Annotated in this window: 12 protein-coding genes; 7 read left to right on the top strand and 5 right to left on the bottom strand. The window is 71.7% G+C overall.

The window, feature by feature from the left end:
- Positions 1–109 precede the first annotated feature (109 nt).
- Complete coding sequence (locus ACFVZW_RS09060; protein WP_384518890.1) at positions 110–655, top strand: TetR/AcrR family transcriptional regulator; 546 nt, start codon at positions 110–112, stop codon at positions 653–655.
- 151 nt (positions 656–806) lie between these two features.
- On the opposite strand, the gene ACFVZW_RS09055 is transcribed toward ACFVZW_RS09060, so the two are convergent.
- Positions 807–1,763, bottom strand: a complete 957-nt coding sequence (locus tag ACFVZW_RS09055) for a DeoR/GlpR family DNA-binding transcription regulator (protein ID WP_329116787.1) — start codon at positions 1,761–1,763, stop codon at positions 807–809.
- Positions 1,764–1,929: 166 nt separating this feature from the next.
- Positions 1,930–3,369 carry an NAD(P)H-quinone dehydrogenase gene (locus ACFVZW_RS09050; RefSeq protein WP_384518887.1) on the bottom strand — a complete coding sequence of 480 codons (1,440 nt, stop codon included), beginning with the start codon at positions 3,367–3,369 and terminating at the stop codon, positions 1,930–1,932.
- 197 nt (positions 3,370–3,566) lie between these two features.
- Here ACFVZW_RS09050 and ACFVZW_RS09045 point away from each other — a divergent pair, with 197 nt between their 5' ends.
- The 3 genes from ACFVZW_RS09045 (at position 3,567) to ACFVZW_RS09035 (ending at position 6,967) form a co-directional block, all read left to right on the top strand.
- Positions 3,567–4,004 carry a gamma-glutamylcyclotransferase gene (locus ACFVZW_RS09045; protein WP_362365532.1) on the top strand — a complete coding sequence of 146 codons (438 nt, stop codon included), beginning with the start codon at positions 3,567–3,569 and terminating at the stop codon, positions 4,002–4,004.
- Between the two features lie 230 nt (positions 4,005–4,234).
- Positions 4,235–5,038 carry a purine-nucleoside phosphorylase gene (locus tag ACFVZW_RS09040; protein WP_384518884.1) on the top strand — a complete coding sequence of 268 codons (804 nt, stop codon included), beginning with the start codon at positions 4,235–4,237 and terminating at the stop codon, positions 5,036–5,038.
- Positions 5,039–5,314: 276 nt separating this feature from the next.
- The gene (locus ACFVZW_RS09035) at positions 5,315–6,967 is read left to right on the top strand and encodes a phospho-sugar mutase (RefSeq protein ID WP_384518881.1); all 1,653 of its coding nucleotides are present in this window, start codon (positions 5,315–5,317) and stop codon (positions 6,965–6,967) included.
- Between the two features lie 130 nt (positions 6,968–7,097).
- On the opposite strand, the gene ACFVZW_RS09030 is transcribed toward ACFVZW_RS09035, so the two are convergent.
- On the bottom strand, positions 7,098–7,736 hold the full coding sequence (locus ACFVZW_RS09030) for a PH domain-containing protein (protein ID WP_384518878.1): 639 nt from the start codon (positions 7,734–7,736) through the stop codon (positions 7,098–7,100).
- Between the two features lie 180 nt (positions 7,737–7,916).
- Between ACFVZW_RS09030 and deoC the strand changes: the two genes are divergently transcribed.
- Genes deoC through ACFVZW_RS09015 form a run of 3 tightly spaced genes read left to right on the top strand, consistent with a single transcriptional unit; the run spans position 7,917 to position 11,192 of the window.
- Positions 7,917–8,873 carry a deoxyribose-phosphate aldolase gene (deoC, locus tag ACFVZW_RS09025; RefSeq protein WP_384518875.1) on the top strand — a complete coding sequence of 319 codons (957 nt, stop codon included), beginning with the start codon at positions 7,917–7,919 and terminating at the stop codon, positions 8,871–8,873.
- Between the two features lie 5 nt (positions 8,874–8,878).
- Positions 8,879–10,315 (top strand): aldehyde dehydrogenase family protein, encoded by a 1,437-nt coding sequence (locus tag ACFVZW_RS09020; RefSeq protein WP_384518872.1) that lies wholly within the window; start codon positions 8,879–8,881, stop codon positions 10,313–10,315.
- Positions 10,308–11,192 carry an aldehyde dehydrogenase family protein gene (locus ACFVZW_RS09015; RefSeq protein WP_384518869.1) on the top strand — a complete coding sequence of 295 codons (885 nt, stop codon included), beginning with the start codon at positions 10,308–10,310 and terminating at the stop codon, positions 11,190–11,192. The genes ACFVZW_RS09020 and ACFVZW_RS09015 overlap by 8 nt, the downstream gene beginning before the upstream one ends.
- 382 nt (positions 11,193–11,574) lie before the next feature.
- On the opposite strand, the gene ACFVZW_RS09010 is transcribed toward ACFVZW_RS09015, so the two are convergent.
- Positions 11,575–12,816 (bottom strand): neprosin family prolyl endopeptidase, encoded by a 1,242-nt coding sequence (locus tag ACFVZW_RS09010; RefSeq protein ID WP_384518866.1) that lies wholly within the window; start codon positions 12,814–12,816, stop codon positions 11,575–11,577.
- A gap of 171 nt (positions 12,817–12,987) precedes the next feature.
- Entirely contained in the window at positions 12,988–13,716 is a 729-nt protein-coding gene (locus tag ACFVZW_RS09005; RefSeq protein WP_384518863.1) for a TetR/AcrR family transcriptional regulator, read from the bottom strand.
- Between the last annotated feature and the right edge of the window lie 14 nt (positions 13,717–13,730).

Raw genomic sequence — 13,730 nt, 5'->3', positions numbered from 1 at the left:
ACGTGCCCCCAAAGAGCCGCTCACCGCGGCCGGCTCGCTGCTGTCGTGTGGGCGGCCCGCGCCGCCCCCCCCCCCCGGCCCGCCCCATTCGCCCAACCGAGGAGCCCCCATGCGCGCCGACGCGCGCCGCAATCACGAGCGGCTGCTGACCGAGGCACGCGCAGCCTTCGCCGAGCACGGTACGGACGCCTCCCTGGAGGACGTCGCCCGTCGCGCGGGGGTCGGCATCGGCACGCTCTACCGGCACTTCCCCACTCGCGACGCGCTGGTGAACGCCGTCTTCCAGGAAGCCCTGACCGCGCTGCTCCAGCGGGGCCGTGACCTCGCGGCGGCCGAGGAGCCGTGTCCGGCACTCGTGGAGTGGCTGCGCGCCCTGATCACGCACGCGGGTGAGTACCGGGGCTTCGCCCGGGCGCTCATGTCGGCGTCGCGGGACGAGAGTTCGGCGCTCGCGCAGTGCAGCATGCCGCTGCGCGCGGCCGGCGAGATCCTGCTGGGCCGGGCCCGGGAGGCCGGCACGGTCCGCGCCGATGTGTCGATCGGCGATCTGATGCAGCTCACCCACGCGATCGCGCTGGCGGCCGAACAGAACCCGGACGACGAGGAGTTGCCGGACCGGCTGCTGGCCCTGACCCTACGGGGCATGAAGAGCTGAGCCCGCGGGCGGTCGGCTCACGCGCCCGCGTGAACGCCGGGGCCGGGTCCACAGCGCTCGCGGAGCCGGGAGTCGCCGCCGGACCTCGGCGTCCGCACCGAACCGGACGACCGGACCTCGACGCCCGCGCCCGGTCCGCGGCAGCCCCGGCTCAGCGCCTGCGCATGTCCGCGACCCGGGCCGTCCGCTCCGGCTGAAGCACCTCGCTCGCCAAGGAGGCGGCGGCTCCCCGGAATTGGCCGGGCTGGTGCCGGGCGCGCTGACCGGGAAGCGGAACGTCACGGCGAGGGCGGCCGCCGCCCGGGGGGACGGTGTCCCCACCCGGTCCCGTCCCCGCCACCGCGATCTGGACGCCCTGGTCGGCCAGCGCCTGGAGCTCCGTGGCGGCCCGGTCGTCGTGCGCCGGCGGTTCGTCGGTGACGAGGCGGGTGATCACGTCGGTCGGCACCGTCTGGAACATGGTGTCGGTGCCGAGCTTGGTGTGATCGGCCAGCACCACGACCTCCGCCGCCGCCTGCACCAGCGCCCGGTCCACGCTCGCGGAGAGCATGTTGGACGTGGACAGGCCGCGCTCCGCGGTCAGACCGCTGCCGGAGAGGAAGGCGCGGGAGACCCGCAGCCCCTGGAGGGACTGCTCCGCCCCGCTGCCCACCAGCGCGTAGTTCGAGCCGCGCAGGGTGCCGCCGGTCATGACGACCTCGACCCGGTTGGCGTGGGCCAGCGCCTGGGCGACGAGCAGGGAGTTGGTGACCACGGTCAGACCGGGCACGCGGGCGAGCCGGCGGGCCAGCTCCTGCGTGGTCGTCCCGGCGCCGACGACGATGGCCTCGCCCTCTTCGACGAGACTCGCGGCGACGTCGGCGATGGCCGTCTTCTCCGCGGTCGCGAGATGGGATTTCTGCGGGAAGCCGGACTCTCGGGTGAACCCGCCCGGCAGTACCGCACCGCCGTGCCGGCGGTCGAGGAGTCCTTCTGCCTCCAGTGCCCGCACGTCCCGCCGTACGGTCACTTCTGAGGTCTGGACGACGCGGGCGAGCTCACGGAGCGACACGGCTCCATTGGCGCGCACCATTTCGAGGATCAACTGACGACGTTCTGCAGCGAACACGAAACCGACAGTAACGTGACCGGCAGATACTTTTCAGCACTATGCGCCGAATTGCAGAAGATGCGCACAGACGGGGCCCCCAAGTGGTATGGGAGGCCCCGTCGTTGATCGTTCCTTGTCCCGCCTTGCCGGGGGTTGTCCAGATCTCCCCAGGCGGGACGGCGGGTCAGCCCTCGCCCGTCGCCTTTCGGGTGTGCAACTGCCGTGCCACTTCGGCGATCGAGCCCGACAGGGAGGGGTACACGGTGAAAGCGTTTGCGATCTGTTCGACCGTCAGATTGTTGTCGACCGCGATCGAGATCGGGTGGATCAGCTCGCTCGCCTTCGGTGCGACGACACAGCCGCCGACCACGATCCCCGTGCCCGGACGGCAGAAGATCTTGACGAAACCGTCCCGGATGCCCTGCATCTTGGCGCGCGGGTTGCGCAGCAGCGGCAGCTTGACGACCCGGGCCTCGATCGTGCCCGCGTCCACGTCGGCCTGGGTGAAGCCGACGGTGGCGATCTCGGGGTCGGTGAAGACGTTCGAGGAGACCGTCTTCAGGTTCAGCGGGGCCACCGCGTCGCCGAGGAAGTGGTACATCGCGATCCGGCCCTGCATCGCCGCCACGGAGGCGAGCGCGAAGACGCCGGTGACGTCACCGGCGGCGTACACGCCCGGCGCGGAGGTACGGGAGACCCGGTCGGTCCAGATGTGGCCCGAGTCCTTGAGCCTGACCCCGGCCTCCTCCAGACCCATGCCGGCCGAGTTCGGGATGGCGCCGACGGCCATGAGGCAGTGGGAGCCGGAGATGACCCGGCCGTCGGCCAGGGTGACCTCGACGCGGTCGCCGACGCGCTTGACCGACTCGGCGCGCGAGCGGGCCATGACGTTCATGCCGCGGCGGCGGAAGACGTCCTCCAGGACGGCGGCGGCGTCCGGGTCCTCGCCGGGCAGGACGCGGTCGCGGCTCGACACCAGGGTCACCCGCGAGCCGAGCGCCTGGTAGGCGCCGGCGAACTCGGCACCCGTCACACCCGAACCGACCACGATGAGCTCCTCGGGGAGCTCCTTGAGGTCGTAGACCTGGGTCCAGTTCAGGATCCGCTCGCCGTCGGGCTGGGCGTCGGGCAGCTCGCGCGGGTGGCCACCGGTCGCGATCAGCACGGCGTCGGCGGTCAGCGCCTCCTCCGAGCCGTCGGCCGAGGTCACGACCACCTGGCGGGAACCGTCCACGGCCTGGCGGCCCGAGAGCCGGCCGCGGCCGCGCAGCACGCGGGCGCCGGCGCGGGTGACGGAGGCGGTGATGTCGTGGGACTGGGCGAGCGCGAGGCGCTTCACCCGTCGGTTGACCTTCCCGAGGTCGACGCCGACGACGCGGGCGGCCTGCTCCACGTGCGGGGTGTCGTCGGCGACGATGATGCCCAGCTCCTCGTACGAGGAGTCGAAGGTGGTCATCACCTCGGCCGTCGCGATGAGGGTCTTCGAGGGAACGCAGTCGGTCAGGACGGACGCGCCGCCGAGGCCGTCGCAGTCGACGACGGTCACCTCCGCGCCGAGTTGGGCGCCCACCAGGGCAGCCTCGTATCCGCCGGGTCCGCCGCCGATGATCACGATCCGGGTCACAGGGATCTACGCCTCGCGCTCTCGTTCTGCCGGGGGGTCCCCCCGCTGGGGCTGCAGTGCGTACGCCATTGTCCCGCACGCTTCAAGTGCGTACCCCATTGTCCCGTACGCCGGGGGCGGTCTCTCGCCGGGGCCTCCATACGGCCCCCACCACGGACTTCCGCGTGCACCCTCTCCCCTCCCGTACCCTCGACCCCATGTCGCTCTACGCCGCGTACGCCGGCAACCTCGACGCGCGGCTCATGACCCGCCGCGCCCCGCACTCCCCGCTGCGCGGCACGGGCTGGCTCAACGGCTGGCGGCTGACCTTCGGCGGCGAGCAGATGGGCTGGGAGGGCGCGCTGCCCACGATCGTCGAGGCGCCGCGTTCCCAGGTGTTCGTCGCGCTCTACGACATCGCGCCGATGGACGAGGACTCGATGGACCGCTGGGAGGGTGTCGGCCTCGACATCTACCGCCGGATGCGGGTCCGCGTACACACCCTGGACGGCGAGGAGCCGACCTGGCTGTACGTCCTGAACGCGTACGAGGGCGGGCTGCCGTCGGCGCGCTACCTCGGCGAGATCGCGGACGCGGCCGAGTCGGCGGGAGCGCCGCACGACTACGTGATGGAGCTGCGCAAGCGGCCTTGCTAGGCGCGGGCCGGGCCCGTGTGAGCGGCCGGTCCCGGTTCATGGCGGTATCGGCCTGGCGGAAGGTTTGTGTGGCCTCCGCTACGCCATTCGTCGGAAACGACAAGACAACGATCGCATGTCCGTCAGCATCGTCATCTACGCGCGTAGGAATTCTCGGGCTACGCTTCTGCGCGTATGAAATCCGTCCGGGGCTCCTCCCTCGGACCCCCCTCCCCGAGGCGAGAGAGTCAGTGAACGCAACTGCCACCCCGTACGAGGCCGCCGAGGCCGCTGCCGCGCGTCTTCGCGAGCTGACCGGAATCGAGACCCACGACGTGGCCCTCGTCATGGGCTCCGGCTGGGCGCCGGCCGTCGACGCGCTCGGCGCTCCGGAGGCCGAGTTCCCCGTGACCGAGCTTCCCGGCTTCCCGGCGCCGGCCGTCGAGGGACACGGCGGCAAGGTCCGCTCGTACAAGATCGGCGCCAAGCACGTCCTGGTCTTCCTGGGCCGTACGCACTTCTACGAGGGCCGGGGCGTCGCCTCCGTCGCCCACGGTGTGCGCACCGCCGTCGCCGCCGGCTGCAAGACGGTCGTGCTGACCAACGGCTGTGGTGGTCTGCGCGAGGGCATGCGCCCCGGCCAGCCGGTCCTGATCAGCGACCACATCAACCTGACGGCCGCCTCCCCGATCGTCGGCGCGAACTTCGTGGACCTCACCGACCTGTACTCGCCGCGCCTGCGCGCGCTGTGCAAGGACGTCGACGAGACCCTCGAAGAGGGCGTCTACGTGCAGTTCCCCGGGCCGCACTACGAGACCCCGGCCGAGATCAACATGGTCCGCGTCATGGGCGGCGACCTCGTCGGCATGTCCACCGTCCTGGAGGCCATCGCGGCCCGCGAGGCGGGCGCCGAGGTCCTGGGCATCTCCCTGGTCACCAACCTGGCGGCGGGGCTCTCGGGCGAGCCGCTGAACCACGAGGAGGTCCTGCAGGCGGGACGCGACTCGGCGGCGCGGATGGGCGAGCTGCTGACGCGGGTCCTGGACCGGATCTGAGGTGACCGGGGCTCCGCCCCGGACCCCGCGCCTCAATCTCCCCCTACGCCCTGAGGGCGTGGGGGGGACCCCCGGCGAGGCTGGGATCTTCGCCCTGCGGGGCGGAGATCAGCCCGTCCGGCGCTTGAGGACACGGCCGCAGGCCGTTCGGGGGCCTGGGGGCCTGCCCCCAGTTCGGGAAGGGGCGGGGTGGGGAATGGCTCCGCGCAGCGGCCCACCACCGCACCCGCACCCACCCCCGCGCCCTCCCCACCCGCACACCCCGAAAGGCACACCGTGACGCAGGACGACCTCCTCGCCCGGGCCCAGACCTGGCTCGCCGAGGACCCCGACAGCGAGACCCGCGAGGAGCTCGCCAAGCTCATCGAGGCCGGTGAGACCGACGAGCTCGCCGCCCGGTTCGCCGGCACGCTCCAGTTCGGCACCGCCGGACTCCGCGGTGAGATCGGCGCCGGGCCCATGCGGATGAACCGCTCGGTCGTCATCCGCGCCGCCGCCGGCCTGGCCGCGTACCTCAAGGCGCAGGGCCAGGAGGGCGGCCTCGTCGTCGTCGGCTACGACGCCCGCTACAAGTCGGCCGACTTCGCCCGTGACACCGCCGCCGTGATGATCGGCGCCGGACTGCGCGCCGCGCTGCTCCCCCGCCCGCTGCCGACGCCCGTCCTCGCGTACGCCATAAGGCACCTGGGCGCCGTCGCCGGTGTCGAGGTCACCGCGAGCCACAACCCGCCGCGCGACAACGGCTACAAGGTCTACCTGGGCGACGGCTCGCAGATCGTGCCGCCCGCGGACGCGGAGATCGCCGCCGAGATCGACGCGGTGCGCTCGCTGAACGACGTCCCCCGCGCGACCGAAGGCTGGGAGGTGCTCGGCGACGAGGTCCTGGACGCCTACCTGGCCCGTACGGACGCCGTCCTGACCCCTGGCTCCCCCCGTGGTGTGCGGACCGTCTACACGGCCATGCACGGCGTCGGCAAGGACGTCCTGACGGCCGCCTTCGCCCGCGCCGGTTTCCCGCCGCCGGCGCTCGTCGCCGAGCAGGCGGAGCCCGACCCGGCGTTCCCGACGGTCGCCTTCCCGAACCCGGAGGAGCCGGGCGCGATGGACCTGGCCTTCGAGGCGGCCCGCGCCGTGGACCCGGACATCGTGATCGCCAACGACCCGGACGCCGACCGCTGCGCCGTGGCCGTGCCCGACCCGACGGTCGAGGGCGGCTGGCGGATGCTGCGCGGTGACGAGGTGGGCGCGCTGCTCGCGGCGCACCTGGTGCACAAGGGCGCGCGGGGCGTGTTCGCGGAGTCGATCGTGTCCTCCTCGCTGCTCGGCCGGATCGCCGAGGCGGCGGGCGTCGGCTACGAGGAGACCCTGACCGGCTTCAAGTGGATCGCCCGTGTGGACGGTCTGCGGTACGGCTACGAGGAGGCGCTGGGCTACTGCGTCGACCCCGAGGGCGTGCGCGACAAGGACGGCATCACGGCGGCGCTGCTCGTCGCCGAGCTGGCCTCGGAGCTCAAGGAGCGGGACCGGACGCTGACGGACCTCCTCGACGACCTGGCGGTGGCCCACGGGCTGCATGCCACGGACCAGTTGTCGGTGCGGGTCGAGGACCTGAGCATCATCGCGAACGCGATGAGCGCGCTGCGCTCGCGGCCGCCGGTCCACCTCGCGGGGCTGACGGTGACGACGGCGGAAGACCTGACGAAGGGCACGGAGTCGCTGCCCCCGACGGACGGTCTGCGCTACTACCTGGAGGGCGACTACAAGGCCCGGGTCATCGTCCGTCCCTCCGGCACCGAGCCCAAGCTCAAGTGCTACCTGGAGGTCGTGATCCCGGTGACCGACGCGAGCGAGCTGACGGCGGCCCGCGCGAAGGGCGCCGAGGTCCTCTCGGCTATCAAGCGGGACCTGTCGGACGCGGCCGGTCTCTGAGCCTCGGCCGGCGCGGGGCCCGTACGGAATCGGTTCCGTACGGGCCCCGCGCCGTCCGGAACCGGTTCGCACCGGGCCCCGCGCCGTTCCCGTACGGGTGAATTCGGTACGGGAGCCGTCCCGAGGCGCCTCAGCCGGTGGCGAGCAGGACGACCAGCAGCACGAAGCCCGCGACAGCCGGCGCGATGACCTCGTACGCCCAGCGCACCTGCGGCTCCCCCTGGGCACCCGGGCGGGTGGCGCAGCGCTCGGCGAGATCGCGCAGGTCGGCGACCGTCTGGTCGGCCGGGGCGAGGCGGTCCTGGTCGTCCACGTGCGCGTGGACGGAGGTGCGGCCGTGCGGGTCGTCCTGGGCGGCGCGCGCCTGGCGGCGGGCCGCCCGCTTGCGCTGGCGCAGCGAGACGGGGACGGCCCACAGCTGGTACTTCGCCCCGGCCCGGGTCAGCACCTCGCTGGAGTATCCGGCGCGGACGTCGGCCACCGCGGCCCAGGGCAGGACGATGGAGCGGAAGGGGTTACGGATCCGGAGGCGGTCCTCGTTCGCGTTCACCACGGGCCGGATCGTGAACGCCACGACGAGCGGCACGACGAACAGCAGACCCGCCAGGGCCACCCAGGGCGCGCGCCCCTCGCCACGGATCATCGCGTCCACGCAGAACCATCCGGTGAGCCCGAGCAGCAGGACTCCGCCCGCGATGCCCATGGACGACCGGAAGACCCGGTCGGCGTAGGTCGGCTCGGCGGGCTGCTGCGGGGGCTGGGTCGTCATGGTGCCGATTCTGCCTCACCGGATGCGGGCGGGCTCGGGCGGAGGGAGCGGGCCGGCGGACCCCCGGGCGCGCCCCTTCCGGATGCGCGGGAGCACGCTTCCGGAGGCCCCGGCGGACCCCTTCGGAAACCGCGGGGCTGTACAGGTCGCTACGCGCGTAGATATGCTCGACTGGTGACCATGCCCACCACTGCATCCGCAGCACCCGCATTTGCCGACGTAACGACGTCCGACAGTGCGCTGCGCCGCTTCCTCCACGGGCTGCCCGGCGTCGACGCCGTCGGCCTGGAGGCGCGCGCCGCGTCCCTCGGCACCCGCTCGATCAAGACCACGGCGAAGGCGTACGCCATCGACCTGGCCATCTCCATGATCGACCTGACGACGCTCGAAGGCGCGGACACCCCGGGCAAGGTCCGGGCGCTCGCCGCCAAGGCCGTCAACCCCGACCCGTCCGACCGCACGACCCCGACGACCGCCGCCGTCTGTGTCTACCCCGACATGGTGGCCACGGCGAAGGAGGCCCTGAAGGGCTCCGGCGTCAAGGTCGCCTCCGTCGCCACGGCCTTCCCGGCCGGCCGCGCCGCCCTCCCCGTGAAGCTCGCGGACACCCGTGACGCCGTCGCCGCAGGCGCCGACGAGATCGACATGGTGATCGACCGCGGCGCGTTCCTGGCGGGGAACTACATGAAGGTCTACGAAGAGATCCTGGCGGTGAAGGAAGCCTCCGGCGAGGCCCGCCTCAAGGTCATCTTCGAGACCGGCGAGCTGTCCACGTACGACAACATCCGCCGCGCCTCCTGGCTCGGCATGATGGCGGGCGCGGACTTCATCAAGACCTCGACCGGCAAGGTCGCGGTCAACGCCACCCCGGCCAACACGCTCCTGATGCTGGAGGCGGTGCGCGACTTCCGCGCGCAGACCGGCGTCCAGGTCGGCGTGAAGCCGGCGGGCGGCATCCGCAACACCAAGGAAGCCATCAAGTTCCTGGTCCTGGTCAACGAGACCGTCGGCGAGGACTGGCTGGACAACCACTGGTTCCGCTTCGGTGCCTCCAGCCTGCTCAACGACCTGCTCATGCAGCGTCAGAAGCTGGCGACCGGCCGCTACTCCGGCCCCGATTACGTGACGGTGGACTGATCATCATGGCATCTGTATTCGAGTACGCACCGGCGCCCGAGTCCCGGTCCGTCGTCGACATCGCTCCCTCGTACGGCCTGTTCATCGACGGCGAGTTCGTCGACGCGGCCGACGGCAAGGTCTTCAAGACCGTCTCCCCCGCCACCGAGGAGGTCCTCGCCGAGGTCGCCCAGGCGGGCGCCGAGGACGTCGACCGCGCGGTGAAGGCGGCCCGCAAGGCCTTCGAGAAGTGGTCGGCGCTGCCCGGCTCCGAGCGCGCCAAGTACCTCTTCCGGATCGCCCGGATCATCCAGGAGCGCAGCCGTGAGCTGGCCGTCCTGGAGACCCTGGACAACGGAAAGCCGATCAAGGAGACCCGCGACGCGGACCTCCCGCTGGTCGCCGCGCACTTCTTCTACTACGCGGGCTGGGCCGACAAGCTCGACCACGCGGGCTACGGCGCCGACCCGCGCCCGCTCGGCGTGGCCGGCCAGGTCATCCCGTGGAACTTCCCGCTGCTCATGCTGGCGTGGAAGATCGCCCCGGCGCTCGCGACCGGCAACACGGTCGTCCTGAAGCCCGCCGAGACGACCCCGCTCTCCGCCCTGTTCTTCGCGGACATCTGCCGCCAGGCCGGGCTGCCGAAGGGCGTCGTCAACATCCTCCCGGGTTACGGGGAGACGGGCGCCGCGCTGGTCGAGCACCCCGACGTGAACAAGGTCGCCTTCACCGGTTCGACCGCGGTCGGCAAGTCCATCGCGCGCTCGATCGCCGGTACGCACAAGAAGGTCACCCTGGAGCTGGGCGGCAAGGGCGCCAACATCGTCTTCGACGACGCACCCATCGACCAGGCAGTCGAGGGCATCGTCAACGGCATCTTCTTCAACCAGGGCCAGGTCTGCTGCGCGGGCTCGCGCCTCCTGGTCCAGGAGTCGATCCAGGACGAGCTGCTCGACAGCCTGAAGCGGCGGCTCTCCACCCTCCGCCTCGGCGACCCGCTGGACAAGAACACGGACATCGGCGCCATCAACTCGGCCGAGCAGCTGTCCCGTATCCACGCGCTGGTGGAGAAGGGCGAGTCGGAGGGCGCCGAGCGCTGGTCCCCGGCCTGCGAGCTGCCGTCCGCCGGCTACTGGTTCGCCCCGACGCTGTTCACCAACGTCACGCAGGCGCACACCGTCGCCCGCGACGAGATCTTCGGCCCGGTCCTGTCCGTGCTGACGTTCCGTACGCCGGACGAGGCGGTCGCCAAGGCCAACAACAGCCAGTACGGCCTGTCGGCCGGCATCTGGACGGAGAAGGGCTCGCGGATCCTCGCCGTGGCCAACAAGCTCCGGGCCGGTGTCGTCTGGGCCAACACGTTCAACAAGTTCGACCCGACCTCGCCCTTCGGCGGCTACAAGGAGTCGGGCTTCGGCCGCGAGGGCGGTCGCCACGGCCTGGAGGCGTACCTCGATGTCTGACCGTCTTTCCGTCTTCAAGACCTACAAGCTGTACGTGGGCGGGAAGTTCCCGCGTTCCGAGAGCGGCCGGGTGTACGAAGTGCAGGACAGCAAGGGCAAGTGGCTGGCCAACGCTCCCCTCTCCTCCCGCAAGGACGCCCGTGACGCGGTCGTCGCCGCGCGCAAGGCGTTCGGCGGCTGGTCGGGCGCCACGGCGTACAACCGCGGCCAGATCCTCTACCGCATCGCCGAGATGCTGGAGGGCCGCCGGGACCAGTTCGTCGCCGAGGTGGCGGACGCGGAGGGCCTGTCGAAGTCCAAGGCCGCCGCGGTCGTCGACGCGGCGATCGACCGCTGGGTCTGGTACGCGGGCTGGACGGACAAGATCGCCCAGATCGTGGGCGGTGCGAACCCGGTCGCGGGCCCGTACTTCAACCTGTCGACCCCCGAGCCCACGGGCGTCGTGACGGTCGTGGCCCCGCAGGACTCGTCCTTCCTCGGCCTGATCTCCGTCATCGCCCCGGTGATCGCGACGGGCAACACGGTCGTGGTCATCGCCTCGGAGAAGGCGCCGCTGCCGGCCCTGTCCCTGGGCGAGGTGCTGGCCACCTCCGACCTGCCGGGCGGTGTCGTCAACATCCTCTCCGGCAAGGCATCGGAGATGGGCCCGCATCTGGCGGCCCACCAGGACGTGAACGCGATCGACCTGACGGGCGCGGACGCGGATCTGGCGCGCGAGCTGGAGATCGCGGCGGCGGACAACCTCAAGCGAGTCCTGCGCCCGCGCGCGGTGGACTTCACCGAGTCCCCCGGCACGGACCGCCTGACGGCGTTCCTGGAGACGAAGACGGTCTGGCACCCGACGGGCTCGCTGGGCGCGAGCGGCTCGGCGTACTAGCACCGTGCGGAGAGTCCCCCGTGGGGTGTGAACCACCCCACGGGGCGCCACGTGCGACCCCTCGCGCTCGGGCGACGCGCTCAGCGCGGGGCCGGGCGGGAATCCGTCCCGTCGTCGGACGCCCCGGGCGCCGGATTCCGCTCGGGCTGCCCCGGCCGTCGCACCCGCCTGCCGCCCTCTTCGTACACCGTCCCCGGGCCCGGACGGCGACGGCGGGGGACGTACCCGGGTGGGCAGAGCCCCTCGGCGGGATCCTCGGGGGCGCCACCCTGCGGCGGCTGTGCGGTGGGCGTACCGCCGTGCGCCGCGGATCCGATGCGCACGCACTCGCACTCCGGGTCCCCCGGACACGGCAGGACGTCCGGGCCCGGGGGCGGTTCCGCTAGGGGCACGAGGTGTTCCTTCCGCTGCCGCCCCACCAGCAGTACGAGCCCCACGACGGATCCCCGCTGGAGAAGTGCTCTTCCAACGTGTAGCAGTTCGGGTGGGACGAGTACGTCGAGCCACGGTAGGGCAGCATCGTGCCGGCGGTGTCCGACTGGTACATGAGGTTGTTCATGTACGCGCAGTGCTGCCAGCCCTGATAGGGCCAGCGCCCGCTGCCCATGTCCGTGCGGGTCGTGGCCGGGTCGTTGCCGTCGTCCACCACCTCGCCGAACCAATGGACGACGTCCGCCTGGGAACGCAGGCCGCCGCTGCTGAACAGCGAGGCGGGGTAGTACCCCATCCACACGCCGTTCACCTGGACCCACCAGTTGCCCTCCCAGAGCTGGACCTTCAGGCCCATCTGGTACTGCGTTCCGCCGAACGTGCTCAGCGGGCTGGAGAGGGCACCGGGGTAGAGCGTGTTGGACACCTGGATCCAACCGGCCACGTTCTGGTTGTAGCCGCCCAGGTTGTCGCCGCTCTGGGTATGCCCGTTGGTCGTGTAGAAGATGAAGAGGTGCGGCAACCAGTCGCCGTAGAGGTCCTTGTAGACCTGGTGGCCGACCTCGACGGTCTGACGGCCCGTGCCGCTGCCCCGGGTCATGGCGAGCTGCCCGAGTGAGAACTCGTTGCTGTACTCCACGAAGGTGTGCCAGGCGTTGATGTTTCCCGACGTGCCGAAAGCCGTCACGGACTGCGCGCTGGAACCGTACTTGTGCAGCGTGGCGGCCCGGGTGGCCAGTTCGCCCGTCGGCGTGACGACCATGGCGTGGGTGCCCTTGGCGAGCCAGTCGTTCAGCCCGACCTCGGGCGTGATCCTCTCCACGGGCAGGCGCACCAGAGGAATGGTGCCGGGCGGACCGAGCTCGGCGTTCGGGCGTTCCAGCTCGAACCGGGTGGGCTCGGCCGGCCGATCGCCGTCGACCCGCTCGAAGGGGCGGTTCTCGCTCGGCGGGTCGGCCGGCCGACCGCCGTTGCCCGGCTGCGACTCGACCGGCACCCAGTCGAGCATGGTGCCGCCCTCGGTGACCGTGCTCGTCACGATCTCGCGCCGGGCGTACTGGTCCCGCAGGTACTGGTGGATCTCCTCCAACCGGGCCTGGGCCTCCGTCGGGGACTCGCCCACGGTGGCGAAGCCGCGGGCGAAGGACGGCTTGCTTCCTTCGCCGTCGAGGTGGGGATTGCGTTCGATTGCCATGCTTCTGGCCATCCCGCACCTCGGCGGAGGAGAAACGCGAAGGACCGCCGAGCGGGCCGAAGCCACTCTCCAGAAGGCTCTTCCCGGCGCCACTTGGCCGGTGACAGACGCAGCGCGCGGCCCGCCCCCGAGTGCGCCTCGTGCGCCCGTCCGCGGAGTCGGCCTGTTCGATCAGCCCCGCTCGATCAGCCCCGCAACGCCGTCCAGGACGCACTCCAGGCCCGTCTCGAACTGCCACTTCGCGTCGTCCTTCCGCGCCGCCGCCTCCGTGTAGCGCCGGTACGTCGGGTACCTCCCCGTCTCCATCAGGTAACGCATCTGCGGCGCGAGCGCCCGTCGCGTCTCGTCGGGGCTCTCCCAGCCCTGTTCCCGCATGTACTGAGCCAGGGCCACCTCCGCCTGCGTCGCCCCCTGCACGAAGCTGCTGACCGTACGGAACGCGGCCATCATCGTGTCGACGTCGAGTCCTTGCCCGTCCAGTGACGCCAACTGACGCTCCGCCGCGGCCATCCGGTTCGGCGTGAGCGCGAAGAGCGGCATGGGCAGCTGGGCCAGCCAGGGGTGCCGCACCATCATCGTGCGGGTCCGCACCGCGTACGCGCGCAGGGTCTCCCGCCAGCTCTCCGGCTGCTCCGCCGGCTCCATCTCGGCCGACACCCGGTCGACCATCAGCGCCCACAGGTCGTCCTTGCCGGAGACGTGCCGGTAGGCCGCCATGGGCGCCACACCCAGCTCGGTCGCGATCCGCCGCATGGTGACGGCCGCGAACCCCTCGCGGTCGGCCAGGTCGACGGCGACCTCGGCGATCCGCTGCGGAGTCAGGGACGCGCGCGGCGCGGCCTGCGGCCGCTCCAGCCGCTCCCACAGCGAGACCTCTTCCGTCTCGTCCTCTTTCGCCACGACGACCTCCCTCA

Source organism: Streptomyces sp. NPDC059567 (genome assembly GCF_042735655.1).
Lineage (GTDB): Bacteria > Actinomycetota > Actinomycetes > Streptomycetales > Streptomycetaceae > Streptomyces.
This window is presented reverse-complemented; position numbering and strand designations above follow the sequence as displayed.

What these genes read in the sequence shown, in the direction of transcription:
- ACFVZW_RS09010 (WP_384518866.1), bottom strand. Translation starts at nt 12,816, where the DNA reads ATGGCAATCGAACGCAATCCCCACCTCGACGGCGAAGGAAGCAAGCCG.
- deoC (WP_384518875.1), top strand. Translation starts at nt 7,917, where the DNA reads ATGCCCACCACTGCATCCGCAGCACCCGCATTTGCCGACGTAACGACG.
- ACFVZW_RS09015 (WP_384518869.1), top strand. Translation starts at nt 10,308, where the DNA reads ATGTCTGACCGTCTTTCCGTCTTCAAGACCTACAAGCTGTACGTGGGC.
- ACFVZW_RS09045 (WP_362365532.1), top strand. Translation starts at nt 3,567, where the DNA reads ATGTCGCTCTACGCCGCGTACGCCGGCAACCTCGACGCGCGGCTCATG.
- ACFVZW_RS09060 (WP_384518890.1), top strand. Translation starts at nt 110, where the DNA reads ATGCGCGCCGACGCGCGCCGCAATCACGAGCGGCTGCTGACCGAGGCA.
- ACFVZW_RS09030 (WP_384518878.1), bottom strand. Translation starts at nt 7,736, where the DNA reads ATGACGACCCAGCCCCCGCAGCAGCCCGCCGAGCCGACCTACGCCGAC.
- ACFVZW_RS09020 (WP_384518872.1), top strand. Translation starts at nt 8,879, where the DNA reads ATGGCATCTGTATTCGAGTACGCACCGGCGCCCGAGTCCCGGTCCGTC.